The sequence below is a fragment of the Streptomyces sp. NPDC044719 genome (genome assembly GCF_056433405.1).
The window spans coordinates 41,251-64,055 of record NZ_JBWKHE010000006.1; the positions used below are offsets into that span (position 1 = coordinate 41,251).

General features: G+C 69.0%; 19 protein-coding genes and 1 pseudogene. 12 read left to right on the top strand and 8 right to left on the bottom strand.

Annotated features, from left to right (window positions below):
- The first annotated feature begins 220 nt into the window (after window positions 1-220).
- From AC07DF_RS23835 to AC07DF_RS23870, 8 genes are all read left to right on the top strand, one after another.
- Entirely contained in the window at window positions 221-1,384 is a 1,164-nt protein-coding gene (locus AC07DF_RS23835; protein WP_478974797.1) for a mandelate racemase/muconate lactonizing enzyme family protein, read from the top strand.
- 40 nt (window positions 1,385-1,424) lie between these two features.
- Window positions 1,425-2,429, top strand: a complete 1,005-nt coding sequence (locus tag AC07DF_RS23840) for a zinc-dependent alcohol dehydrogenase (protein WP_478974800.1) — start codon at window positions 1,425-1,427, stop codon at window positions 2,427-2,429.
- A gap of 112 nt (window positions 2,430-2,541) precedes the next feature.
- Window positions 2,542-3,510, top strand: a complete 969-nt coding sequence (locus AC07DF_RS23845; protein ID WP_399019735.1) for a hypothetical protein — start codon at window positions 2,542-2,544, stop codon at window positions 3,508-3,510.
- Between the two features lie 142 nt (window positions 3,511-3,652).
- Entirely contained in the window at window positions 3,653-4,765 is a 1,113-nt protein-coding gene (gene chvE / locus AC07DF_RS23850) for a multiple monosaccharide ABC transporter substrate-binding protein (RefSeq protein ID WP_478974804.1), read from the top strand.
- A gap of 46 nt (window positions 4,766-4,811) precedes the next feature.
- Complete coding sequence (mmsA, locus tag AC07DF_RS23855; protein ID WP_478974807.1) at window positions 4,812-6,362, top strand: multiple monosaccharide ABC transporter ATP-binding protein; 1,551 nt, start codon at window positions 4,812-4,814, stop codon at window positions 6,360-6,362.
- Complete coding sequence (gene mmsB, locus AC07DF_RS23860) at window positions 6,359-7,603, top strand: multiple monosaccharide ABC transporter permease (protein WP_478974810.1); 1,245 nt, start codon at window positions 6,359-6,361, stop codon at window positions 7,601-7,603. Before mmsA ends, mmsB begins: the two co-directional genes overlap by 4 nt.
- 58 nt (window positions 7,604-7,661) lie before the next feature.
- A complete protein-coding gene (locus tag AC07DF_RS23865) occupies window positions 7,662-8,810 on the top strand; it encodes an aldose epimerase family protein (protein WP_478974813.1) in 1,149 nt (382 codons plus the stop codon).
- A 180-nt stretch (window positions 8,811-8,990) separates the two neighbouring features.
- The gene (locus AC07DF_RS23870; protein ID WP_478974816.1) at window positions 8,991-10,763 is read left to right on the top strand and encodes a pyridoxal phosphate-dependent aminotransferase; all 1,773 of its coding nucleotides are present in this window, start codon (window positions 8,991-8,993) and stop codon (window positions 10,761-10,763) included.
- Window positions 10,764-10,779: 16 nt separating this feature from the next.
- On the opposite strand, the gene AC07DF_RS23875 is transcribed toward AC07DF_RS23870, so the two are convergent.
- The 4 genes and pseudogenes from AC07DF_RS23875 to AC07DF_RS23890 all read right to left on the bottom strand — a co-directional run.
- Window positions 10,780-11,607, bottom strand: a complete 828-nt coding sequence (locus tag AC07DF_RS23875; protein WP_478974819.1) for a hypothetical protein — start codon at window positions 11,605-11,607, stop codon at window positions 10,780-10,782.
- Window positions 11,608-11,840: 233 nt separating this feature from the next.
- Window positions 11,841-12,779 (bottom strand): hypothetical protein, encoded by a 939-nt coding sequence (locus tag AC07DF_RS23880; RefSeq protein ID WP_478974822.1) that lies wholly within the window; start codon window positions 12,777-12,779, stop codon window positions 11,841-11,843.
- A 345-nt stretch (window positions 12,780-13,124) separates the two neighbouring features.
- A complete protein-coding gene (locus tag AC07DF_RS23885) occupies window positions 13,125-14,105 on the bottom strand; it encodes an arabinan endo-1,5-alpha-L-arabinosidase (RefSeq protein ID WP_478974824.1) in 981 nt (326 codons plus the stop codon).
- A 172-nt stretch (window positions 14,106-14,277) separates the two neighbouring features.
- Window positions 14,278-14,385: pseudogene (locus AC07DF_RS23890) on the bottom strand (ATP-binding protein); the annotation flags it as partial.
- Window positions 14,386-14,567: 182 nt separating this feature from the next.
- Between AC07DF_RS23890 and AC07DF_RS23895 the strand changes: the two are divergent.
- Complete coding sequence (locus tag AC07DF_RS23895) at window positions 14,568-15,470, top strand: MerR family transcriptional regulator (RefSeq protein ID WP_478974826.1); 903 nt, start codon at window positions 14,568-14,570, stop codon at window positions 15,468-15,470.
- 8 nt (window positions 15,471-15,478) lie between these two features.
- Here the strand turns inward: AC07DF_RS23895 and AC07DF_RS23900 are convergent, their stop codons facing one another.
- Window positions 15,479-15,667 carry a hypothetical protein gene (locus AC07DF_RS23900; RefSeq protein ID WP_478974829.1) on the bottom strand — a complete coding sequence of 63 codons (189 nt, stop codon included), beginning with the start codon at window positions 15,665-15,667 and terminating at the stop codon, window positions 15,479-15,481.
- 340 nt (window positions 15,668-16,007) lie between these two features.
- Between AC07DF_RS23900 and AC07DF_RS23905 the strand changes: the two genes are divergently transcribed.
- Window positions 16,008-16,769 (top strand): intradiol ring-cleavage dioxygenase, encoded by a 762-nt coding sequence (locus AC07DF_RS23905; protein ID WP_478974832.1) that lies wholly within the window; start codon window positions 16,008-16,010, stop codon window positions 16,767-16,769.
- Between the two features lie 54 nt (window positions 16,770-16,823).
- On the opposite strand, the gene AC07DF_RS23910 is transcribed toward AC07DF_RS23905, so the two are convergent.
- Window positions 16,824-17,372 carry a YciI family protein gene (locus AC07DF_RS23910; RefSeq protein ID WP_478974835.1) on the bottom strand — a complete coding sequence of 183 codons (549 nt, stop codon included), beginning with the start codon at window positions 17,370-17,372 and terminating at the stop codon, window positions 16,824-16,826.
- Between the two features lie 76 nt (window positions 17,373-17,448).
- Here AC07DF_RS23910 and AC07DF_RS23915 point away from each other — a divergent pair, with 76 nt between their 5' ends.
- A complete protein-coding gene (locus tag AC07DF_RS23915; protein ID WP_478976203.1) occupies window positions 17,449-18,222 on the top strand; it encodes an alpha/beta fold hydrolase in 774 nt (257 codons plus the stop codon).
- Window positions 18,223-18,296: 74 nt separating this feature from the next.
- Here AC07DF_RS23915 and AC07DF_RS23920 read toward each other — a convergent pair whose 3' ends face one another.
- Complete coding sequence (locus AC07DF_RS23920) at window positions 18,297-18,941, bottom strand: DUF4360 domain-containing protein (protein WP_454360830.1); 645 nt, start codon at window positions 18,939-18,941, stop codon at window positions 18,297-18,299.
- Window positions 18,942-19,269: 328 nt separating this feature from the next.
- Window positions 19,270-19,728, bottom strand: a complete 459-nt coding sequence (locus AC07DF_RS23925; protein ID WP_478974839.1) for an RrF2 family transcriptional regulator — start codon at window positions 19,726-19,728, stop codon at window positions 19,270-19,272.
- A gap of 81 nt (window positions 19,729-19,809) precedes the next feature.
- Here AC07DF_RS23925 and AC07DF_RS23930 point away from each other — a divergent pair, with 81 nt between their 5' ends.
- Window positions 19,810-22,788 carry a glycoside hydrolase family 35 protein gene (locus AC07DF_RS23930; RefSeq protein WP_478974842.1) on the top strand — a complete coding sequence of 993 codons (2,979 nt, stop codon included), beginning with the start codon at window positions 19,810-19,812 and terminating at the stop codon, window positions 22,786-22,788.
- Window positions 22,789-22,805 lie beyond the last annotated feature (17 nt).

Sequence of the window (22,805 nt, forward strand, 5' to 3'; positions counted from 1 at the left end):
CCTAGATCCAGCTGTGAAGGTTCTGTACGGACACGCCTCACCCATGGTTTCGAAACTGTCGAAACCGTTATGCGCGCGACCCATTGACACCCCGACCGCCGCATCCTTACTGTCACGCCAGCATTTCGAACGTGTGCCGAAATATCGAACACGTCGAACTGGCTGAATGAACTGAATGACTGACGGAACTGAGCCGACGAAGCTGCGAGGGAAAACCGCCGTGCGCATCACCGGAATCAGCACACACGTGGTCGGGACGCCTTGGCGCAACCTGACCTACGTCCAGGTGCACACCGACGAGGGGATCACCGGAGTCGGCGAGACCCGGATGCTGGGACACACCGACGCCCTTCTCGGTTATCTGAGGGAGGCCGAGGCCAATCACATTCTCGGCTCCGACCCCTTCGCTGTCGAGGACCTCGTCAAGCGCATGAAGTACGGCGACTACGGCCGTGCGGGCGAGATCGTGATGTCCGGTATCGCCGTGATCGAGATGGCCTGCTGGGACATCAAGGGCAAGGCCCTCGGGGTCCCCGTCTGGCAGCTGCTGGGCGGCAAGGTCACCGACAAGGTCAAGGCGTACGCCAACGGCTGGTACACCACGGAGCGGACTCCCGAGGCGTACCACAAGGCCGCCCAGGGCGTGATGGAGCGCGGCTACCGGGCGCTCAAGATCGACCCGTTCGGCACGGGCCACTTCGAGCTGGACCACCAGGGGACCATGTACGCGGTCTCCCTCATCGAGGCGGTCCGGGACGCCATCGGCCCCGAGGCGGAGCTGATGCTGGAGATGCACGGCCGCTTCTCCCCCGCCACGGCCGTACGCCTGGCCAGGGAGCTGGCGCCGTTCAACCCGGCGTGGCTGGAGGAGCCGGTCCCGCCGGAGAACCTCAAGGCCCTGGAGAAGGTCGCGGCCAAGGTCGACATGCCGGTCGCCACCGGTGAGCGCATCCACGACCGGATCGAGTTCCGGGAGCTGTTCGAGAGCCAGGCCGTCGACATCATCCAGCCGGACGTCGGCCATATCGGTGGAATCTGGGAGACCAGGAAGCTCGCGGCGACGGCGGAGACGCACTACATGCTGGTGGCCCCGCACAACGTCGGCGGCCCGGTGCTGACCGCCGCCTCGCTCCAGGTCGGCTTCACCTCCCCGAACTTCAAGATCCTGGAGCACTTCAACGACTTCGCGGACGCGGAGATCAAGAAGGTCGTCAAGGGCGCCCCGCAGGTGAACCCGGAGGACGGCTGCTTCCACCTCTCCGACGCCCCCGGACTGGGTGTCGAGCTGGACGTGGACGCCGCTGCCGAGTTCCCGCAGCAGCAGGCCCGATTCGACCTCTGGGCGGAGGGCTGGGAGCAGCGCAAGCCGAAGGGCACGCAGTGACCTCCCGGCCCCCGAAAGCTTCGAAAACCCAAGGAGCGACGTGAGCACCGCGGTAGTGATCGACGCCCCGGGCGAGCACCGGCTCGTTCCGCACGAGCCCCGGCGGCCCGACGCCGGCGAGGCGCTGGTCCGTGTCCACGCCTCAGGCATCTGCGGCAGCGACCGCGAGGTCTACCAGGGCAACCGCCCCGAGGGCTATGTGCGCTATCCGCTCACCCCGGGACACGAGTGGTCCGGGACGGTCGAGGCCGTGGGCGCGGGTGTCCCGGAGTCCCTCGTCGGCCGCAAGGTCGTCGGTGAGGGCTTCCGCAACTGCCAGGTCTGCGATCGCTGCCACGCGGGCGACACGACGCTGTGCTCGGCCGGTTACGAGGAGACCGGGTTCACCCAGCCGGGCGCGATGGCGGCCACGCTGACGCTCCCGGCCCGTCTCCTGCACGCCCTTCCGGACGACTGCGACCTGACCGCCGCGGCCCTACTGGAGCCCGCCGCCTGTATCGCGGCCGCCGCGCTGAAGGCGAACGCGCGGCCCGGTGAGCGGGTCGCCGTGGTCGGCACCGGCACGCTCGGCATGTTCGCCGTGCAGTTCCTCAAGGCGAACTCGCCGGCGGAGCTGCTGGTGGTCGGGACCCGCCGGGACCGGGAGGCACTGTCGCGGCAGTACGGCGCGACGGACTTCCGGACGAAGGACCAGGAACTCCCGGACGACATCGACGTGGTGATCGAGACGGCCGGGTCGGCGGACGCCGGCCGGATCTCCGCCGCCCTGCTCAGGCGGGGCGGCCGGCTGGTCCTGACCGGTATCCCGGCGCAGGGTGCCGACGGCCTCGACCCGACCGATCTCGTCGTGAAGCAGCTGGAGGTGCACACCGTCTTCGGTGCTCCGCCGGACGCCTGGGCGCACACGGTGCGGGTGTTCGCCGCCGGTCTGCTCGATCCGCTGCCGCTGGTGACGCACGAGCTGCCGCTCACCGAGTTCTCGCAGGCCATCGAGCTGGTGGGAGCCGGTGATCCGAAGGTGGGCAAGGTGTTGCTCCGCCCGTAGACGTACGCCGGTACGGGGGCAACCTGACGGCTCCCGTACCGGCGTACACCCCAGCCTTGCCATACCCAGAGCCGCGAACCTCGTCCGAAATATCGAACCGAAGGACTTTCCTGTGACCGACGCTCCCGCCACGGCAGCCCGCAGGCCCGGTGAGCAGGCGCTCGCCGACCTCGGCCTGAAGGCGCCCGCCCTCGACCCCGCCGACGCCTCGCCGCACTCCTTCCCCGGCGGCGGCCGCTGGCGCACCGAGATCCCCTCCTGCGAGGGTCCCGAGGCGCTGGCGGTGGTCCTGAAGGAGGCCTCGCGGCTGGACGTGCCGATCCACCGGATCAGCCAGGGCAGCGGTGTCTGGATGCTGACCGACGCCGAGATCACCGAGATGGTCGAGTCCACGGCCGAACGCGACATCGAGCTCTGCCTGTTCACCGGCCCGCGCGGCACCTGGGACATCGGCGGCTCGACCCGGACCGACTCGCGCGGCGCGGGCCTCAGAGCCCGCGGCCACGACGCCGTCGCCGGATGCGTCGAAGACGCCGTCCGGGCCACGGAGTTGGGCGTCAAGTGCCTGCTCGTCGCCGACGAGGGTGTGCTGTGGACCCTGCACCGGGCGCGCGCGGCCGGCATCATCCCTGCCGACACGACCCTCAAGGTGAGCGCGCTCATCGGGCCGGTCAACCCGGCGGCGTACGCGGTCTACGAGCGTCTCGGCGCCGACTCGGTCAATGTGCCCAGTGACCTGACGCTCGATCACCTCACCGAGATCCGCCGGGTGTCGGGCGCTCCGATGGACATGTACATCGAGGCTCCTGACGACCTCGGCGGTTACGTCCGGATGTACGAAGTCGCCGAACTCATCCGGCGCGGCGCCCCGTTGTACCTGAAGTTCGGCCTGTCGAAGGCGCCCGGGATCTACCCCTACGGGCACCACATGCGGGAGCTGACCCTGGCCACCGCCAAGGAACGCGTGCGCCGCGGCCGGCTCGCCCTGGACCTCCTGGCCCGTCACGGGGCGGACGGCGACATGGCGCCGCTCGGCTCACGACTGCCGGGCGATCTGCAACGGTTCGAAATCTCGGCATAACGTTCCGGAAACTCGGCTTCACAAAAGACGACACAGCCGACCACAATCCGACACATCTCTTCTCGGTCTTTCCGGCACGACCACCCGGAGCGACTTCGCGCCTACCGGACCGAGCCCTGCACACAGATCAAGGATGATCAATATGCGTAACCGCAGAGCCGCTCTCGCCGCCATAGCCGGAGCCGCGTCCCTCGCCCTGACCCTGTCCGCCTGCGGCCAGAGCAGCGAGGGCGGCAGCAAGGAGAGCGAAGGAGACGCCAAGGGAGGCACCATCGGCATCGCGATGCCGACCAAGTCCTCCGAGCGCTGGATCCTGGACGGCGACTACGTCAAGAAGAACCTGGAGGCCAAGGGCTACACGCCCAAGCTGGTCTACGGCGAGGACGACCCGGACCAGCAGGTCTCCCAGGTCGAGAACCTGATCACGCAGGGCGTCAAGGCGCTGATCATCGCCGCCATCGACAACAAGTCGATGAACAACGTGCTTCAGCAGGCCAAGGACGCCAACATCCCGGTCATCTCCTACGACCGTCTGATCCTCGGCTCGCAGAACGTCGACTACTACGCCTCCTTCGACAACGAGAAGGTCGGCGAGCTCCAGGGCAACTACATCGTCGAGAAGCTGGGCCTCAAGGACGGTTCCAAGAAGGGCCCCTTCAACATCGAGCTGTTCGCCGGCTCCAACGACGACAACAACACCCGCTACTTCTTCGGCGGCGCGATGAAGGTCCTCCAGCCCTACATCGACAAGAAGCAGCTCGTCGTCCGCTCTGGCCAGACCAAGCTCAACCAGGTCACCACCCTGCGCTGGGACGGCGGCACCGCCCAGAAGCGCATGGACGACATCCTGACCTCGGCCTACAAGAGCGAGCGCCTCGACGCCGTCCTCTCCCCCTACGACGGCATCTCCATCGGCATCCTCTCCGCGCTGAAGTCCGACGACTACGGCTCCAAGAGCAAGCCACTGCCGGTCGTCACCGGCCAGGACGCCGAGGTCGCCTCCCTGAAGTCGATCGAGGCGGGCCAGCAGACCCAGACCGTCTTCAAGGACACCCGCGAACTCGCCAAGGTGGCCACGAACATGGTCGACGCGGCGCTGAACGACAAGAAGCCGGAGCTCAACGACACCAAGACCTACGACAACGGCGCCAAGGTCGTGCCCGCGTACCTGCTGAAGCCGGTGAGCGTCGACAAGTCCAACTACCAGAAGGTCGTCATCGACTCCGGCTACCACAAGGCAAGCGACCTCAAGTAGTCCCCGCCACCGACCGACGATTCACCACTGATTGGAAGGCACGACCATGGCGGGACCCGTCCTGGAAATGCGCTCGATCGTCAAGACCTTTCCCGGCGTCAAGGCGCTGTCGGACGTCACGCTGAACGTCCGGCAGGGCGAGGTCCACGCCATCTGCGGGGAGAACGGCGCCGGCAAGTCGACCTTGATGAAGGTCCTCTCCGGCGTCCACCCGCACGGCAGCTACGAGGGCGACATCCTCTTCGAGGGAGAGGTCTGCCAGTTCAAGGACATCCGGGCCAGCGAAGAGCGCGGCATCGTGATCATCCACCAGGAACTGGCCCTGGTGCCCTATCTCTCCCTCGCGGAGAACATCTTCCTCGGCAACGAGCACGCCACCCGCGGGATCATCAGCTGGACCGAGACCCTGCGGCACGCCACCGAACTGCTGCGCCGGGTCGGTCTCTCCGACCACCCGGACACCCGCGTCGCCGACATCGGCGTGGGCAAGCAGCAGCTCGTGGAGATCGCCAAGGCGCTCTCGAAGAAGGTGAAGCTGCTCATCCTGGATGAGCCGACCGCCGCGCTGAACGACGAGGACAGCGGCAAACTCCTGGATCTCATCCTGGAGTTGAAGAAGCAGGGCATCACCTCGATCATCATCTCCCACAAGCTCAACGAGATCCGCAAGGTCGCCGACTCGGTGACGATCATCCGCGACGGCCAGAGCATCGAGACCCTCGACGTGAAGGCCGCGGAGACCACCGAGGACCGGATCATCAAGGGCATGGTCGGCCGCGACCTGGAGCACCGCTTCCCGGAGCGGTCGCCGCACGAGCCCGAGGAGGGCGTGGCGCCCGCCCTGGAGATCCGGGGCTGGACCGTGCACCACCCGATCGACCAGCAGCGCAAGGTCGTCGACGACGTGTCGCTCGAGGTGCGGCGCGGTGAGATCGTCGGCATCGCGGGTCTGATGGGAGCGGGCCGCACCGAGCTCGCGATGAGCGTCTTCGGGCGGACGTACGGCCGGTACGCGGGCGGCACGGTCCTCAAGGACGGCACCGAGATCCGTACCAAGACCGTCCCCGAGGCGGTCAAGCACGGGATCGCGTACGTCACCGAGGACCGCAAGCACTACGGCCTCAACCTCATCGACACCATCAACCGGAACATCTCGCTGAGCGCCCTGGGCAAGGTCGCCAAGCGCGGTGTGGTCGACGAGCACGAGGAGCGGCAGGTCGCCGAGGGCTTCCGCAAGTCCATGAACATCAAGGCGCCGACCGTCTTCGAGCCGGTGGGCAAGCTGTCCGGCGGCAACCAGCAGAAGGTCGTCCTCAGCAAGTGGATCTTCTCGGGTCCCGAGGTGCTGATCCTGGACGAGCCGACGCGCGGTATCGACGTCGGCGCCAAGTACGAGATCTACACGGTCATCGACCAGCTGGCCGCCCAGGGCAAGGCGGTCGTCTTCATCTCCTCCGAGCTGCCCGAACTGCTCGGCATGTGCGACCGCATCTACACGATGGCCGCGGGGCGGCTGACCGGTGAGTTCTCGAAGGCCGAGGCCTCCCAGGAATCGCTGATGCGTCAGATGACGAAGGACAAAGAGGTAACCCGATGAGCACGGACGTGACCGCCAAGACGCCGGCCCCGGCGCCGACCGGCAAGGGAGGGGAGGGCACCGGCAACGGACTGCTGCAGCTGATGATGGACGGTATGCGCCGCAACATGCGGCAGTACGGCATGCTGTTCGCGCTCGGCCTGATCGTGGTCCTGTTCGCCGTGTGGACCGACGGCGACCTGCTGCTGCCGCGCAATGTCTCGAACCTGGTGCTGCAGAACAGCTACATCCTGATCCTCGCGATCGGCATGATGCTGGTCATCATCGCGGGCCACATCGACCTGTCGGTCGGCTCGCTGACGGCGTTCGTCGGCTCGATGGCCGCCGTGTTCATGGTCAAACACGACATACCGTGGCTCCTCGCCGTGGTGCTGTGCCTGGCCGTGGGCGCCATCGCGGGTGCCATCCAGGGGTTCTTCATCGCGTACGGCGGCATACCGTCGTTCATCGTGACCCTGGCGGGCATGCTGATCTTCCGCGGTCTGACCGAGATCTTCCTGGAGGGGCAGACGCTCGGCCCGTTCCCGGAGGGCCTGCAGAAGGTCGCCAACGGCTTCCTGCCCGAGGTCGGCCCGAAGACCAACTACCACAACCTGACGCTGCTGCTGGGCTTCGCGATGATCGCCTTCGTGGTCTTCCAGGAGGTCCGTGACCGCAGGCGGCAGCAGGAGTTCTCCCTGGACGTCCCGCCGGCCAAGCTGTTCCTGCTGAAGCTGGTCGCGCTCGGCGCCGCCATCCTCACGCTGACGATGCTGCTGGCCAGCTACAAGGGCGCCCCGATCGTGCTGCTCATCCTGGGCGTGCTGCTCGTCGGCTTCGGCTACGTGATGCGCAACGCGATCATCGGCCGCCACATCTACGCGATCGGCGGCAACCTCCCGGCGGCCAAGCTGTCGGGTGTGAAGGACAAGAAGGTCACCTTCCTGGTCTTCCTGAACATGGGCATGCTCGCGGCCCTGGCGGGTCTGGTCTTCGCCGCCCGCTTCAACGCGGCCTCTCCCAAGGCCGGCCTCAACTTCGAGCTGGAGGCGATCGCGGCCTCGTTCATCGGCGGCGCGTCGATGAGCGGCGGTGTCGGCACCGTGCTCGGCGCGATCATCGGTGGCCTGGTCCTGGGCGTGCTGAACAACGGTATGAACCTCGTCGGCATCGGCACCGACTGGCAGCAGGTCATCAAGGGCCTGGTCCTGCTGGCGGCGGTCGGGTTCGACGTGTGGAACAAGCGCAAGGTCGGTTCGTAAGTCAGATCGGGGCCTCGCCGGGAAGGCGGGGCCCTCTCCTTATACGGGAGCCGCACGCATGGAACTGAACAGACGCACGGTCATAGCCGGAGCAGCGGCGGCGGGCATGGCCGCCACCACCCTCGGCGGCACGGCGCACGCCACGGGAGGCAGGAAGCCGGTGAAGACGCTCTTCGGCAAGCTCGCCGACGGCACCAAGATCTACAGCTGGGCCCTGGAGAACGGCGGCACCCGCCTGAAGGTCCTCTCCTACGGCGGCATCGTCCAGTCGCTGGAGATCCCCGACCGCCGCGGCCGCTACGCCAACGTCTCGGCGGGCTTCGACAACGTCGAGGACTACATCGCCAAGAGCCCGTACTTCGGCGCCCTGATCGGCCGCTACGGCAACCGCATCGGCAAGGGCAAGTTCACCCTCGACGGCAAGGACTACCAGCTCTCCGTCAACGACGGTGAGCAGAGCCTGCACGGCGGCGCCAAGGGCTTCGACAAGCGCGTGTGGGACGTCGAGCCGTTCACCAAGGGCTCCGACGTCGGTCTGCACCTGTACTACACGAGCGTCGACGGGGAGATGGGCTACCCGGGCACGCTCAAGGCGAAGGTGACGTACACCCTCACCCGGCAGGGCGACTGGCGCATCGACTACGAGGCCACCACCGACAAGGCCACCGTCGTCAACCTCACCAGCCACGTCTACTGGAACCTCGCCGGCGAGGGCAGCGGCACGATCGAGGACCACGAGCTGCAGATCGCCGCCTCCCGCTACACGCCCACCGACGCGGGCCTGATCCCCACGGGCGAGCTGGCCAAGGTCGCGGGCACGCCCTTCGACTTCGGCCGCGCCAAGCCGATCGGCCGGGACATCCGCGTCTCGCACCCCCAGCTGGTGACCGCAAAGGGCTTCGACCACAACTGGGTCCTCGACAAGGGCATCACCGCCCGGCCCGAGCACGTGGCCACCCTGCGCGACCCCGCCTCCGGCCGCACGCTGAAGATCGCCACGAACGAGCCGGGCCTGCAGTTCTACTCCGGCAACTTCCTCGACGGCACGCTCACCGGCCCGTCCGGCCGCACCTACCGGCAGGGCGACGCGCTCTGCCTGGAGACGCAGCACTTCCCGGACTCGCCGAACAAGCCGAAGTTCCCGTCGACGGTGCTGCGGCCGGGGCAGACGTACCGGACGACGACGATCCACACGTTCGGCTGCTGATGTCCTTGGTGCCACTGACAAGCCTTCACAGGTAGGACACAAGTCCTGGCCGGATTCCCGACGGTTGAACAGTGTCACCACAGTCTCCGTATGTAAGGGCGGCCCGCGCTCCCCCGCGCGGGCCGCCCTTAAACGTCGGGTCCGGCCGTCCCCAACGGACCCGCCTCATACGGAGGTTCCATGGCCGACAACGTCACGTCGCTGTTCCGCAGTACCGCGGCACACAGCCCGTCGATGGCGGCTTTGACACGTGAGGGCGGCGAGGGAGCCGGCCCCGTGGACTTCTGTATCCCCTGCAACCCGTACTTCCCCACCCCGGCCATGTTCGACGACATGTCGGCCAAGCTGCGCGACATCATCACGTACTACCCGAGCGGCGCCGACACCATCACGGCCGAACTGTGCAGCCTGCTCCAGCTGCCGCCGCAGTGCGTGGCCATGGGCAACGGCTCCACCGAGCTCATCACCTGGATCGACCACCTGCTGGTCCGCGAGTCCCTCGCCATCCCCGTCCCCACCTTCGGCCGCTGGACCGACCAGCCCATGGAGACCGGCAAGCGGGTCGACATGTTCCCGCTCCAGGAGTCCAGCGGCTTCGCCCTCGACCTGGCGCAGTACGCCGAGTTCATCCGCGCGAGGGGCACGCGCGTCGCCGTCATCTGCAACCCGAACAACCCCGACGGCGGCTTTCTCCACAAGCACGCCATCGTCCAGTTCATGGACGCCATGGCCGACCTCGACCTGGTGGTCATCGACGAGTCCTTCCTGGAGTTCGCGGACGCCGAGGCCGAACCCTCCGTCGTCCAGGAGGCGATGCTCCGGCCCAACGTCGTGGTCCTGCGCAGCCTCGGCAAGAACTTCGGCCTGCACGGCATCCGCTTCGGCTACCTCGTCGCCAACCCGGCGCTCGCCGGGCGCGTCCGGTCGATGCTCCCCAAGTGGAACCTCAACTCCTTCGCCGAGCACGTCGTCTTCATGCTCAAGGAGCACGGCGCCGAGTACGCGCAGAGCCTCCAGCAGGTGCGCCGCGACCGGCTCGACATGGCCAGCCAGCTCTCCGCCCTGCCCGGGCTGACGGTCTACCCGTCGCAGGGCAACTTCCTCTTCGTGCGCCTCCCCGTGGGCGCCGAGGGCACCGTGGTCCGGGACAGGATGCTCACCGAGCACCGGATCCTGGTCCGCGAGTGCGGCAACAAGATCGGTTCGTCCAGCCGCTTCCTGCGTCTCGTCGTGCGCCCCCAGGTGGACGTGCGTCGCCTGGTGTCCGGCCTGGAACAGGTGCTCTACGGGACGTCCAGGAGGGGAGCCGCCGTACCCGAGCTGGGCAACGGGACCAGCTACAGCTCGGGTACGGCGGCCGTGGACCGTCTGGTGAGCGAGACCAACGGGTCGGGCATGCGGGGGCTCGCCGCTCAGGCCACCGGTATCGGTGGTCCGGGGCCCGCCGCGGCGCCGGCTGCCGCCGGCACCGGCATGCCGCTCCCCGCCGCCGCGTCCGCCGCACCGGCGGGCCCGGGCGGAGGGATGCCGATGCCGGCGGCGGCACAGATGGGCCCGACGGGGCCGATGAGCCAGATGGGCCAGATGGGCCAGATGGGCCAGATGGGGCAGCAGCAGATGCCACAGGCTGTGCCGCAGCCGGTGCCACAGCAGGTGCCCCAGCCCGCCCCGCAGCCCATGGCCGCCCCGGTCCAGCAGCCGCTGGCGCCTGTCGCACAGGCACCGACACCTGCTCCGGCTCCGGTCCCCGCCCCAGCCCCGGCGCCGGTCCCTGCTCCGGCGCCGGCTCCCGTGCCGGCCGCTACGGGGCCCACCCCGCCGGGGGTTCCCGCCCGGGGTGGGCTTACCGCCGCGCAGGTCAGGGGAACGAACGGCTTGTCCCCCGCCCCGGCCACGGGCTGGCCGGGCACCCAGGCCTGGCCCAACGCGGCGGGGATGGGTCAGGCCGGGTAGCACCGCGCACGTCGGATCAGCACTCCGGTTCACGGCCCAGGGGTCCGCTCACATACTCGACGCGCACCGAGTCGCTCTCGCGCACCACCCACAGCGTTCCGTCGGAGGGGCGCCACTTCCAGTCCACGAGATACACGCGGTCGCCGGAGACGTAGAACAGCCGGAGGCCCGAGTACCGGAAGGCGTATGCGCTGTTCTCGGCCTTCACGCGCTGGTGGCAGGCGCCGCCCCCGCGAATCATCAGGTCCTTCTCACTGAAGACCACGACGCTGGGGAAGGCGGGGGTGTTCACCGCCCGCGCGGCCTCCTCGGCGCGGCCGCGGCCGACGATGCCCGCGTAAGAGGAGACGGCCCAGAAGAGGGAGAGCAGGCACAGGACGAGGGCCAGCGCCCAGATGTTGAGGCGTAGCCGCCGTTGGGCGGTGTCGGTCACGGCTGGTTGGGCGGGCCGGGTGAGGGCGTAGGCGGTTGCCAGGAGTCCGGGGATGGCGACGAGGGGAAGGACCAGCTCGAAGAGGGCCGGGTGCAGGGTGTAGAAGGGCGCCAGGGCGACGGGAGGCAGCCACCCCCAGCGCATACGGCGTACGGCGGTCTCGGCCCGCCCCGGGGAGCTCGTGATCCAGCGCTGGACCCCGATGGCGGCGAGCAGGGCTCCGACGACCAGGAAGGCGGGAAGGAAGAGGGCCTCGACGCTGCGCAGCAGGTACTCGCTGGTGGAGAGACGGAAGATGCTGTCGCGCAGGCCGAGGGCACGGGTCTCCGCGTCGGTGCTGGCCCAGCCGAAGTAGAAGAGCACGGCCGCGAGCAGGGACACGAGTGAGCCGATGGTGCCGAGGAGTTCCATCCATCCAGGTCGTTGAGGACCGTCCGGCGGGGGCCCGGGTTCCGGTCTGCTCGGCGGATGTACGGAGGGTGCCGGGGACGGTGGTGGTGCGGGATCAGGATCAGGCGCGGGATCAGGATCAGGCGCGGGATCAGGATCGGGCGCGGGATCGGGATCGGGCGCGGGGGGCGGCACGCGCCGGAGGCGGGCGGTCAGCGATCTGAACCGGGATCCGTCGGTGGGGGCGGCCATGGTCAGGGGGCGATGACCGTGAGTTCACCCGCGTCCAACTCGACGCTCCGGGTCTTCAGAGTGATCCGCACGGCCCCCGCGGGCGCGTCCCCGGGGACCTCGAACGTCACGGTGGCGTTGAGGCAGCAGACGGGGTGCATGCGGTTGGCGTTATCGACGAGGGGGACTTCACGGCCGCCCGCGTACACCGTCGCCGCGCTGGGCCAGGTTCCCTTGACCTCCACCGTGGCTCCGGGCGCCGCCTGCCTGGGGGACATACTGGTGATGACTGACGGACAGGCCTGGACTCCGTGGCCCGCCGGGCGAATTCGAATTCTGGCGTCGGGATGCGCGGCCCGGAATTCGGCGAGTTGCCCGAGGGTGCGGCGTGCCGCTGTGTACTTACAGTCTCCCGACGGCTGATTCTTGACGACGGCGTACGCGTCGATCGCTTTCTGCCATTCGCCTTCTTCTCCGCCAACGGCGTAGCAAGCGGCGATCAGCCCTTCGAGTACCTTCCAGGCGGCGGGTCTCGCCTGCCAATTCGTCTGGCCCGCGGCGTCGTACCAGCGCTTGGCCTCGGGGCAGTTCCTCGCCTGCACCAAGTCGTAGACGTGGTCCGTGTTGATTCCGTCCCACTCCGGTGAGCTTGGGCCGAACGGGGCCCAGGAGAACTCCCGGTCGGGAGCCGGGTCGGTGGACCTTTCACGTTCTCCGCCGGAGCCGCCGTTGCCACGGCCCCCGTTGGTCCGGCCGGGCTTCCAGGTGGAGCTCCCCTTGTCACCGCCGGTCCAGGTCTCGCCCCCGCTGCCCGAGCCGCCTGAACTCGAGGACGAGCCGCCCGTTCCACCGCCGCCCGTCCCACCACCGGTCGAGCCACCGCTGGCGGAACCGCCGCCCGAGCCGTCCCAGGAACCGCCGGAGGAGTCCGTGCCCTCGCCCGTGTCATCCGCGCCGGGCACGCCCGCTGTGCCGGTCGGGCCGGCGGGGACACCGGCCCGGGGCTCATCCGACGATCCACACCCCGCGGTCACCAGAACGCCTGCGAACGCGACCGCGGCGAGGGTCGGCAGCGACCTCCGTCGAAACGAATCGGCCCGCCTCGACAATCCGTCGAGAAACACGCTCACCATACGCCCCCCACCTCATGGCACAACGCACCGGACGTTGCAGGCCGCATATTATCCGCCTGCGGAGATCGCCAAACCGGGGGGAAAGAAAAGGAAAGAAACGGGACTCTATCGAACGGGGTTCAGTCTCCGCTGTTGGCAATTATGGTTGGACCACGATCATTGCCGTCGGCAGGGTCAGTACGCGACGGGCCATCCGCTGCTCCAGTTCAGGAGGTTGATGCCCAGCTTGGGTGTGCCGTTGTCGTTGCCGTCGTAGTAGTGGTAGACGATCAGGTCGCCGTCGACGTCCTTCAGGATCGACTGTCCGCCGGGACCGATGACGTTGCCGTGCGACTCCAGGACGGGCGTGCCGCCGTTGTTCATCATCGAGACGCCGTTCCTGTCGACGTAGGGCCCGGTGACGCTGGAGGCGCGGCCGACCTTCACCTTGTAGGTGGAGCTGGTGCCCGCGCAGCAGGTGTCGTAGGACGCGAAGAGGTAGTAGTAGCCGCCCCGTTTGACGATGAAGGGCGCCTCGACGGCCTTGGTCCCGGTGGGGCGGGAGGCGAGCGAGTAGCGGGTGGTGTTGGAGGAGAGCTGCTTCCCGGTGGACGGGTTGATCTGGATCATCTTGAGCCCGGTCCACCAACTGCCGAAGGACAGCCACCACTTGCCGTCGTCGTTCACGAAGAGGTTCGGGTCGATGGCGTTGAAGTCGCTGGAGGAGTTCGACGTGTACACCGTGCCCTGGTCGGTCCAGCTGCCCGGCCGGCCGGTGCTGGAGGTCGCGAGTCCGATGGCGGACGTGTTAGAGCCGAACTTCGAGACGGAGTAGTACATCAGGTACTTGCCGCCGTGGTACGAGATGTCCGGCGCCCAGGCCTCGGGCACGGAGGAGTAGTTCCGCCACCAGCTCGGCCGGCTGGAGAAGGCGTCCGCGCCGTTCCGGAAGGCGGTGCGGTCGGTGGATGTCTTGTTGGCGATGCCGCCGCCGGTCGCGTAGAGCAGATACTGGCCGGACGAGGTGCGGATCATCGACGGGTCGTGGGTGACGACGTCACCGGTGACGCGGCCGGGGTTGGGGTACGCGGACGCCGCACCCGGGACGAGGGCGAGCAGGAACGCTGTGGGGAGGGCGAGCAGGGCGGTTCTCTTGCGCAGGATGGAGCGGCTCATGCGGGTCCTCCTTGCGGTGGGGGTGCTTGCGGTGGGTTGATAGCACTGGCCGATATTTCGGACAGCGATCGCAAGTTCGAACGGGACCGTAGAATCGAACCTCTTGCGCGTCAATGGTCCGCGCGGCAACAGCTGTGACCGGCCTCGGAGATCCAACAGTGTTGAGCGGCGGCTACGGGACGGTGCCCGGCACATCGACCTCGGCGCGAACGGTCTTGCCGGGCTCCCGCCGCAGCACTTCCCACCGGTCGGCGAGCGCGTCGACGAGGAGAAGACCGCGACAAGCAGGGACCCCAGCTCACCCTCTCCCCCACCACTTGGGCGGCTTTCCTCACGCACGCCACCAAGTAACGGTCGGGGCGGGACTAGGCCGTGTTTTAGGTTCGACGGGGTTGCACCTTCCGTAGCGGCATGTGGTCAGGTGGACTTGTGTCCCGGCTGCTTGAGGAAAGGTCCCTGCTCATGCATTCGTCGTTCCGGCCACCTCGCCAGGTCAAGATCGGTGACGCGGCGGGCTTCGCCGGCAGCACGCCTCGGGCGATTCGCCACTACCACGAGATCGGCCTGCTCCCCGAGCCTGAGCGGGGCAGCGATGACCGCCGCCGCTACGAGTACGAGGACATGATCCGCCTGCTGTGGATTCGCAAGATGGCCGACGCCGGGATCGCCCTGGACGACATTCGTGACGCCTTCACCACCGGCACGGCTTCCGCCGATGCGGACTGCGGAGAAGGTATCGCGGGCATCCTGGAGCGGTTGGAACAATCCCTCACCGAGCAGGAGGCGAAATTGCGGCGGCAACGGACCGCCGTGCAGCGGATGCGCACCGAAGGCAGCCGGATGGGCCTGCTCTCCGACTTCGTCACCGAACGCCTCAAGAGCCTGCCCGAGGGCTCCCTGCGTCAGGCGGACCTGGACACTCTGCTGGTCACTGAGCGGATCTTCGGCCCGCTCGGCGCGGCCCTCCAGGCCACCCGCTTCGTCGCCCTGGCCACGCATCCCACTCTGCGGGAGGATTCCGACCGCATCGATGAGGCCGAGGAGGCACTCGATGACAGCGTCGCCGTCGATGATCCCCGGGTGGCTCAAGTGGCCGTCGAGCGGCACGCCTTCGAAAGCGCCCTGCAGGCCGTCATCGAGGAGTCCGGCCTGGGCACGGTCGACGATGACCTCTGCGACGCCTGGGACACTTCGCACCCCGAGGACGGCGAGGACGAGGCCGACCTCAGCTCCGGCAGGCGGGAGGCTGACTCCATGAGTGTGTTCGAAGCCACCGGCAAGATGCCCTACGACTTCTCCCCAGCCCGCCTGCGCTGTATGGAACTGGCCGAAGAGCTATCCGCCCAAGACTCACCCGTCACCTGAAGCACGGCCTAGTCGTCCCCGCCACTTCGCTGTGAGCCGGAACTCCGGCTCGCACTGCGGGTCAGTTCGCTGCCGAGCAGCGTCGCTTTGGCCACACCCCGTGCCCAGCGTGGGGCGTCACCCCGGGCCGCCCAGAAGACGCAGACGCAGCCGCCGATGACGAGCAGAACAACGACCGACAGTATGAGCACGAGCATGCTCGACCCCTATTTCTTGTGATGGTCCGCGCCATCCTCTCAGGCGGCTTACCCGGCGTCGGCAGAAAGGGACGGCAAGCGGGCCCGGCACCGCTGCCAGGAACGCCGCCCCCCCTCACGTCCCCGCAACGCCGAACGGCCACGCCGCCGACCGAGGGGCCCGACGGCCCTGGCCACCGCTCCTCCCCCGGCCGCCCGCTCGCTCCAGCACGACACTGCCGAGAAGCGGGCGGCCCCACCAGCACCTCACAAACCCCCTGTCTGACAGAGCACTTGACGAGCCATCACTTTGCCGAACTCACAGCTCCCCGACAGCTGGCCGCCCTACGGTGCCGTGTTCATGACAGACACCTCGGAGACACACGAACCCAACCCCATCGGCCGCCGCACCGTCCTCCTGGCCACGGGTGCCACCGCAGCTGCCCTGGCCGTAGGCTCAGCCGCCTCCAACACCCCGACCGCCGCAACCCCCGTCGCCGCCACCGCCGTCTGCACCCTCACCAAGGAGATGACCGAAGGCCCGTACTACCTCGACGGGCAGTACGTCCGCTCGGACATCAGCGAGGACAAGACGGGCATCCCCCTGAACCTGACGCTCACGGTCGTGGACGACGACACCTGCGTCCCGCTCAAGAACGCCCTGGTCGAGATCTGGCACTCGGACGCGCTCGGCGAGTACTCCGGCTTCGTGGGCAACAACGGCCACGACGAGCCGGACAACGGCACGTTCCTGCGCGGCGGCGTCCTCACCGACTCCAGCGGCGTCGCGAGGATCACCACGATCTACCCCGGCTGGTACCGAGGCCGCTGCGTGCACATCCACATCAAGGTCCACACGGACGTCACCCTGACCCCCGACGGCTCCTTCACCGGCGGCGAGGAACTCCACACCGGCCAGCTCTTCTTCAGCGAAACGATCACGACCAAGGTCGCGGCCCTCGCCGCGTACAAGGTCAACACGGTCCCCCGCACCACACTCGCCCAGGACTCCATCTACGACGAGGGAGGCGCGGCGTCAGGCCTCCTCACCCTCACGCCCCTCGGCAGTACGACGTCGGCGGGGTACGCGGGCGCGCTGACCCTTGGGGTGGAACAGGGCTGACACAGCACACGGCCCCGGACCCAACCATCCCTCAGTGGGCTCCGGGGCCCCTCATCACCGTCGCCCCCCGAACTCCCACGCATGCGCCTCGATGCCTGCGTACCGCCCCTGGGTGAGCACCGCACGCGCCGCCTCCGCGTCCGTGGCCCTCACGAGCGCTGCCGTACCCACCCAGACCTCACCGTCGTCGGACAGCAGCGGCCCGTAGGCGATCAGCTCGTCCCGGCCATACGGCACGTCAAGATCCACGGCATCCCCGGAGCCGAAGCCGAGTACCAAGAACCGCTTCCCGTCACTCGACCCACCGGGAAACTCCCACATGGTCCGCCCCAGCAGATTGCGCCACCGCCGCAGCAGCACGTCCCGGTACACCCCGGCCTGGTAGTTGGGCTCGTCGAAGGCGAACGCCCGGGCGGCGGCGGAGTCCGGCAGATCGACGATGTGCACACTGCCGGTCGGTGTCTCCCCGTCATCGGCGAAGGTCGGCCCACGGGCGATCAACTCGGCCTCGTACTGGTCCATATAGGCCCAGTGCGCTTCCCCCAACTCCTCACGCAAGGGCAGCGAGCCGACCCGGTCACGGTGATAGCAGAAGAACTCCATGACCCAAGACCCTGCCATCCCCACGGCTGACTACTCTCATCTCCTCACCAACTCGCGACCGCAGGAGATGCAGACCGTGCGCAGCGCCGCCGTAACGCCCGAGGGCGACCGAATCCGCTGGGTCGAGCTGCCGGGGCAGGAGCCGCCGCGTGTCTACGTGCACGGGCTGGGCGCCAGCTCGCCTGCCTACTTCACGGAAGTCGCGGTCGACCCGACGCTGTCCGGCCGCCGCTCCCTGCTCCTGGACCTCCTGGGCCACGGCCACAGCGACCGCCCGACGCACTTCGACTACACGCTGGAATCACACGCCGACGCCCTCGCCGACGCCCTGACGGCCGCGGGCGTCTCCGCCGCCGAAGTGATCGCCCACAGCATGGGCGGCTCGGTGGCGATCGTCCTGGCCGCCCGCCACCCCCACCTGGTCTCCCGCCTGGTCCTGATCGACGCGAACCTCGACCCGATCCCACGCGCGCCCGGATCGTCGGGCAGCAGCGGTATCGCCTCCTACACCGAGGAGGAGTTCACGCGGGGCGGCGGCTGGGAGGAGGTCCGCGACCGGGTCGGGGCGCACTGGTGGTCCACCATGCGGCTGGCCGGCCGGGAGGCCCTGCATCGCAGCGCACTCCACCTCACCCGCGGCACGACCCCCACGATGCGCGAGCTCCTCCTCGACCTGAAGATCCCCCGCACCTTCCTGCTCCCCGAGGCCGACAGTCCACTCCCGGGCGCGGACGCCCTGGTCGAGTCGGGCGTATCCGTCGTCGCGATCCCCGACTGCGGCCACAACATCATGCTGGACAACCCGGAGGCCTTTGTGAAAGCCACCGCCGCGGCGCTCGACGAGCGGTAGAAGTGCCGTAGAGGAGCAGACGAAGAGCGCGGCCCACCCCTGCGGGTGGGCCGCTCCCGTTCAGCCCGTCAGGACTACGGGCACTCCTTCCACGCCAGGTGGTACACCGTGCTGATGTCCCCGTCCGTCGAGTCCATCGTCATGAAGCTGACCTTGTCGGCCGACTGGGTGCCGGCGTTGACCCGGATCTCGGTGTTGATGTTGAAGTTGCGCTGGACTCCGCAGGGTGCGTAGACCAGTTGGGCCCAGTCCGTCTCGTCGGTGGCCTGCCAGTTGTCGTTGAGGGGGCCGCTGAAGGGGTGGTTCTTGTACACCGTGCTGGGCGAGCCCTGGAAGTAGTACGAGGCCCTCTGGGAGGCGCTCGCGCCGCGCTGCAGGGAGGCGAAGCCCCGGTAGTCCGCGCTCGCGATGGCGTAGGTGAAGCCGCCGGGGACGTGGACCTTCAGGTTGAGCTGGCAGTTCCTGCGGAACGCGGTCGGGTCGGAGTTCCCGCCCGCCTGGGCGAGGTAGTCGCTGTAGGTCACCGTGAAGGCGGTGTTGTCCTCGGAGACGGCGACCGCTGCCGTGCCCTGCGGACAGCCGGAGCCGTTCACCGTGGCGACCTGGATGATGATCTTGTCCGGGGGCGGGTCGTCGAACCCGGAGGACGGGGATGTCGCGGGGAGTGCGCTGGTGAGGAGCGCGGCTACCGCGCCGCTCAGGAGCAGGCCACCGGCCATGGTTCTCCCATCGGTTCGTGGGGGGTGGATCATGAAATGGGCATGCGCATGTCAAGATCAGAGCGGGCGACCGCGCACGCACCCCCGGCCTGTGACCATTCCATGAAGGAGCTGTGAAGGCCGGGAGCGGTCGCATCGTACGCAGGGCGGGAGGGGTCGGCCAGGGCGCACTCCGGCCATTCACAGTGGCGGGATTTCGCACCGGGCGCAGGAGGGCGCATAGGGTGCCTTAGCCAGTGTCCAGTGCCTCAGCCCCAGGAGACTCCCCGAGGACGCGATGAGGATCACCCAGGGATTCGCCCACCGGAGCACCCGCGGACGCGGCCCGTCAGGGGTTCTCCCAGGCCGCCGGTTCCGCCGCCAGCCGCTCCACCTGCTCGGGCAGCGCGCCGGCCGCGAGGTCGGCGACCGTCACGCCCTCCAGGATCCTGCGCACATTGGCCCGCAGGGCGATCCACAGCGGCAGCAGCGGCTCGGCGGTGCCGCTGTAGGCGAGGCCGGTCGGCCGCTCGCCGCGCACCGAGACGATCGGCCCGTCCACCGCCCGGATCACGTCCGCGACCGTGATCTCGGTGGCCTCGCGGGCCAGCCGGTAGCCGCCGCCCCCGCCTCGGCGGCTGTCGACGACACCGCCGCGCCGCAGATCGCCGAGAATGCCCTCGAGGAACTTGTGGGGGATGTCCTGCGCGGTGGCCACGGCCTCCGCCTTGACCGGCCCCTCCCCCTGCCGGACGGCCAGCTCCACGACCGCTCGTACCGCATAGTCCGCTCGTGCCGAGATCCTCATAGGACCATTGTCCCGGTCGGCCTGTAGACAATGACGCACCAGCACCGCATACAGCACGGCAGCACAACAGGAGGCGCTCCCTTGGAGCTCAGCAGGCGTACCTTCCACGCTCTCGCCGGCACGGCGGCGCTCGGCTTCGCGCTGACCGGCAGCGGGTCGCCGACCTCCGCCAACCCGGGCCGGACCGCGCCCACGGGCCCACCGCCACCGGTGCCGAGCGCGGACGGCGAGCGGCATCACATCGGCTTCGACCGGTACTCGCTGCTGGTCGACGGCCGCCGCCTGGTGCTCTGGTCGGGCGAGATGCACCCGTTCCGGCTGCCGAGCCCGTCCCTGTGGCGGGACGTGCTGGAGAAGATGCGCGCCCATGGCTACAACGCCGTCAGCGTGTACGTCGCCTGGAACTACCACTCCGCCGCTCCCGGCCGGTACGACTTCACCGGGGTGCGCGATCTGGACCTGTTCCTGCGCGTGGCCGCCGAGACCGGCCTGTACGTGATCCTGCGGCCCGGCCCGTACATCAACGCGGAGGTCGACGCCGGCGGCTTCCCCGGCTGGCTGACCGCCACCGAGGGCACGGCCCGGACCTCCGACCCGACGTATCTGAAGTACGTCGACGAGTGGCTGACCGCCGTCAACGCCGTCGTGGCCAAGCACCTGTTCACCCGGGGTACGGGCACGGTCCTGCTGTACCAGATCGAGAACGAGTACGACGCGCACGTCGACGACCCGGCCGGGCGCGCCTACATGGCGTACCTGTACGAGAAGGTCCGCGCCGACGGCATCGACGTACCGCTGTTCCACAACGACAAGGGCCGCAACGGCCACTGGGCGCCCGGGTCGTTCGGCACCGGCGGTGAGAAGGGCCGCTGGCTCTACGGGTTCGACGGGTATCCGGAGCCGGAGCAGGTGCCGCCCGACTGGGGGCACTTCGGGACCGGCGGGGCGAAGGGCGGGGCCACGGCCAGTGCGCGCACGCCCGGGTTCGTGCCCGAGTTCGGCGGGGGCTGGTTCGACCCGTGGGGCGGCTCCTGGTTCGACGGGAAGGGGTACGCCGAGGCGCGGCGGACCCGGGACGCGGCGTACGAGCGGCGCTTCTACCTGACCAACCTCGCCAACGGCATCACGCTGCACAACGTCTACATGACGTTCGGCGGCACCTCCTGGGGCTGGCTGCCCGCACCGGCCGTCTACACGTCGTACGACTACGGCGCGGCCTTCGACGAGGCCCGCAACGCCACCCCCAAGCTCGCCTCGATGCACCAGATCGGGCAGTCGCTGCGCCATCTGCCCGACCTCGCCAAGCTGAACCGGGCGAAGGCCGTGCGCGCCACCGACAAGCGGATCAAGGTCTACCCCCTGACCAACCCCGACACCGGCGCCCACTTCTACGTCCTGCGCAACGACTCCGCCGAGGCGGTCTCGGTGACGCTGCCGGACGCCGGGATCGACGTGCCGGTCATGGTCCCCGCGCGGGACGCCAAGCTGATCGCCGCCGATCTCAGGCTCGGGAAACGGACGCTGGTGCACGCCACCGTGCAGCCGATGCTGAGCCTGACCGCCGGACGGCAGGACATCGCCGTGTTCGCGGGCCGGCGGGGCGATCTCGCGCAGGTCGTGCTGGAGTGCCCCGACGAGCCGACTCCCATGCGGCTGGACGCGGAGCCCGCGTGGTCCTGGAACCTCAACAAGCTGAACATCACCGCTCCGCTGGGCGCCGGCGGGCTGAGCCGGGTGCGGGTCGAGGGCGACGGCGTGGACACGCCGATGCTGGTCCTGTTCGCCGACGACGCGACCTCCTTGCGGCTGTGGCCGTACGAGACACCGTCCGGCCGGCTCCTCGTCTACGGCCCGTCGCTGCTGCGGTCCGCCACCCTGCGCGGCTCGACGGTCCACCTCACCGGTGACACCGTCGGCACGACCGGCCTGGAGGTGTGGGGGCCGCCCGGGATCACCCATGTGACGTGGAACGGGCGTGCGGTGCCCGCGCGGATCAGCGCCTCCGGGAGCCTGCTGGCACTGCGGCCGCTCCCCGGCGTGACCCGGCCGGCCCTGCCCGCGCTGGACGACTGGCGGCGGCGGACCGAGAACCCGGAGGCCGAGCCCGGCTTCGACGACTCGGGCTGGACGGCGGCCGACCGGACGACGTCCTTCAGCACGACGCCCGTCCCCGACGGGCAGCCCGTCCTGTTCGCCGACGACTACGGCTTCCACTACGGCGACGTCTGGTACCGGGGCGAGTGGAGCGACGAGAACGGCATCGAGTCCGTCTCCCTCGCCTACAGCACGGGCACCCAGGGCCTGCTGATGGCCTGGCTTGACGGCGAGCCGCTGGGCACGCACCGGATGCCCGTACCGGACAAGAGCCGGGCCCGGCAGGGGACGTGGACCGCGAAGGCCACGTTTGCCCTGCCCGAGAAACTGCGGGAGCGGTTCCGTGAGGCCCGGGACGGGAAGCGTGACCGGCACGTGCTGTCCGTGCTCGTGCGGCCGATGCAGCACGACATGGACGGCAAGGCCCTCGACACGCACAAGGCGGCGCGCGGACTGACCGCCGTCACCTTCGAGGGCGGCTCCCCCGAGGTGAAGTGGCGTATCCAGGGCGCGTCCACGCCCGATCCCGTGCGCGGGCCGATGAACAACGGCGGGCTGCACGGGGAGCGCGAGGGCTGGCATCTGCCCGAGCACGACGACGGGGACTGGAAGGACGCCGAGCTGCCCCGGGCCGACCGGCGGCAGGGCGTCACCTGGTACCGGACGGACTTCCGGCTGGACATCGACCCGGGCGTCGACGCCTCGATCGGACTCGTCCTCGACGACGACCCGGGCCGGGCCTACCGCGTGCAGATCTTCCTCAACGGCTGGAACATGGGCCAGTACATCAACGACGTAGGGCCGCAGCACACCTTCGTGCTGCCGAACGGGATCCTCCGCACACGGGGGGCCAACACACTGGCGCTGGCGGTGCTGTCGGACGGGACCACACCTGCCGGGCCGAAGGACGTACGGCTGACCCTGCTGGGCGCGGCGGCGGGAGGGGTGCCGGTCAAGCCCGTGTGACCGGAGCGACCGGCGTG

Excerpts from the sequence above, each read along its gene's own strand:
- chvE (WP_478974804.1), top strand. The coding sequence starts at position 3,653 with ATGCGTAACCGCAGAGCCGCTCTCGCCGCCATAGCCGGAGCCGCGTCC.
- mmsA (WP_478974807.1), top strand. The coding sequence starts at position 4,812 with ATGGCGGGACCCGTCCTGGAAATGCGCTCGATCGTCAAGACCTTTCCC.
- mmsB (WP_478974810.1), top strand. The coding sequence starts at position 6,359 with ATGAGCACGGACGTGACCGCCAAGACGCCGGCCCCGGCGCCGACCGGC.
- AC07DF_RS23865 (WP_478974813.1), top strand. The coding sequence starts at position 7,662 with ATGGAACTGAACAGACGCACGGTCATAGCCGGAGCAGCGGCGGCGGGC.
- AC07DF_RS23870 (WP_478974816.1), top strand. The coding sequence starts at position 8,991 with ATGGCCGACAACGTCACGTCGCTGTTCCGCAGTACCGCGGCACACAGC.
- AC07DF_RS23875 (WP_478974819.1), bottom strand. The coding sequence starts at position 11,607 with ATGGAACTCCTCGGCACCATCGGCTCACTCGTGTCCCTGCTCGCGGCC.
- AC07DF_RS23885 (WP_478974824.1), bottom strand. The coding sequence starts at position 14,105 with ATGAGCCGCTCCATCCTGCGCAAGAGAACCGCCCTGCTCGCCCTCCCC.
- AC07DF_RS23895 (WP_478974826.1), top strand. The coding sequence starts at position 14,568 with ATGCATTCGTCGTTCCGGCCACCTCGCCAGGTCAAGATCGGTGACGCG.
- AC07DF_RS23900 (WP_478974829.1), bottom strand. The coding sequence starts at position 15,667 with ATGCTCGTGCTCATACTGTCGGTCGTTGTTCTGCTCGTCATCGGCGGC.
- AC07DF_RS23905 (WP_478974832.1), top strand. The coding sequence starts at position 16,008 with ATGACAGACACCTCGGAGACACACGAACCCAACCCCATCGGCCGCCGC.
- AC07DF_RS23910 (WP_478974835.1), bottom strand. The coding sequence starts at position 17,372 with ATGGAGTTCTTCTGCTATCACCGTGACCGGGTCGGCTCGCTGCCCTTG.
- AC07DF_RS23920 (WP_454360830.1), bottom strand. The coding sequence starts at position 18,941 with ATGGCCGGTGGCCTGCTCCTGAGCGGCGCGGTAGCCGCGCTCCTCACC.
- AC07DF_RS23925 (WP_478974839.1), bottom strand. The coding sequence starts at position 19,728 with ATGAGGATCTCGGCACGAGCGGACTATGCGGTACGAGCGGTCGTGGAG.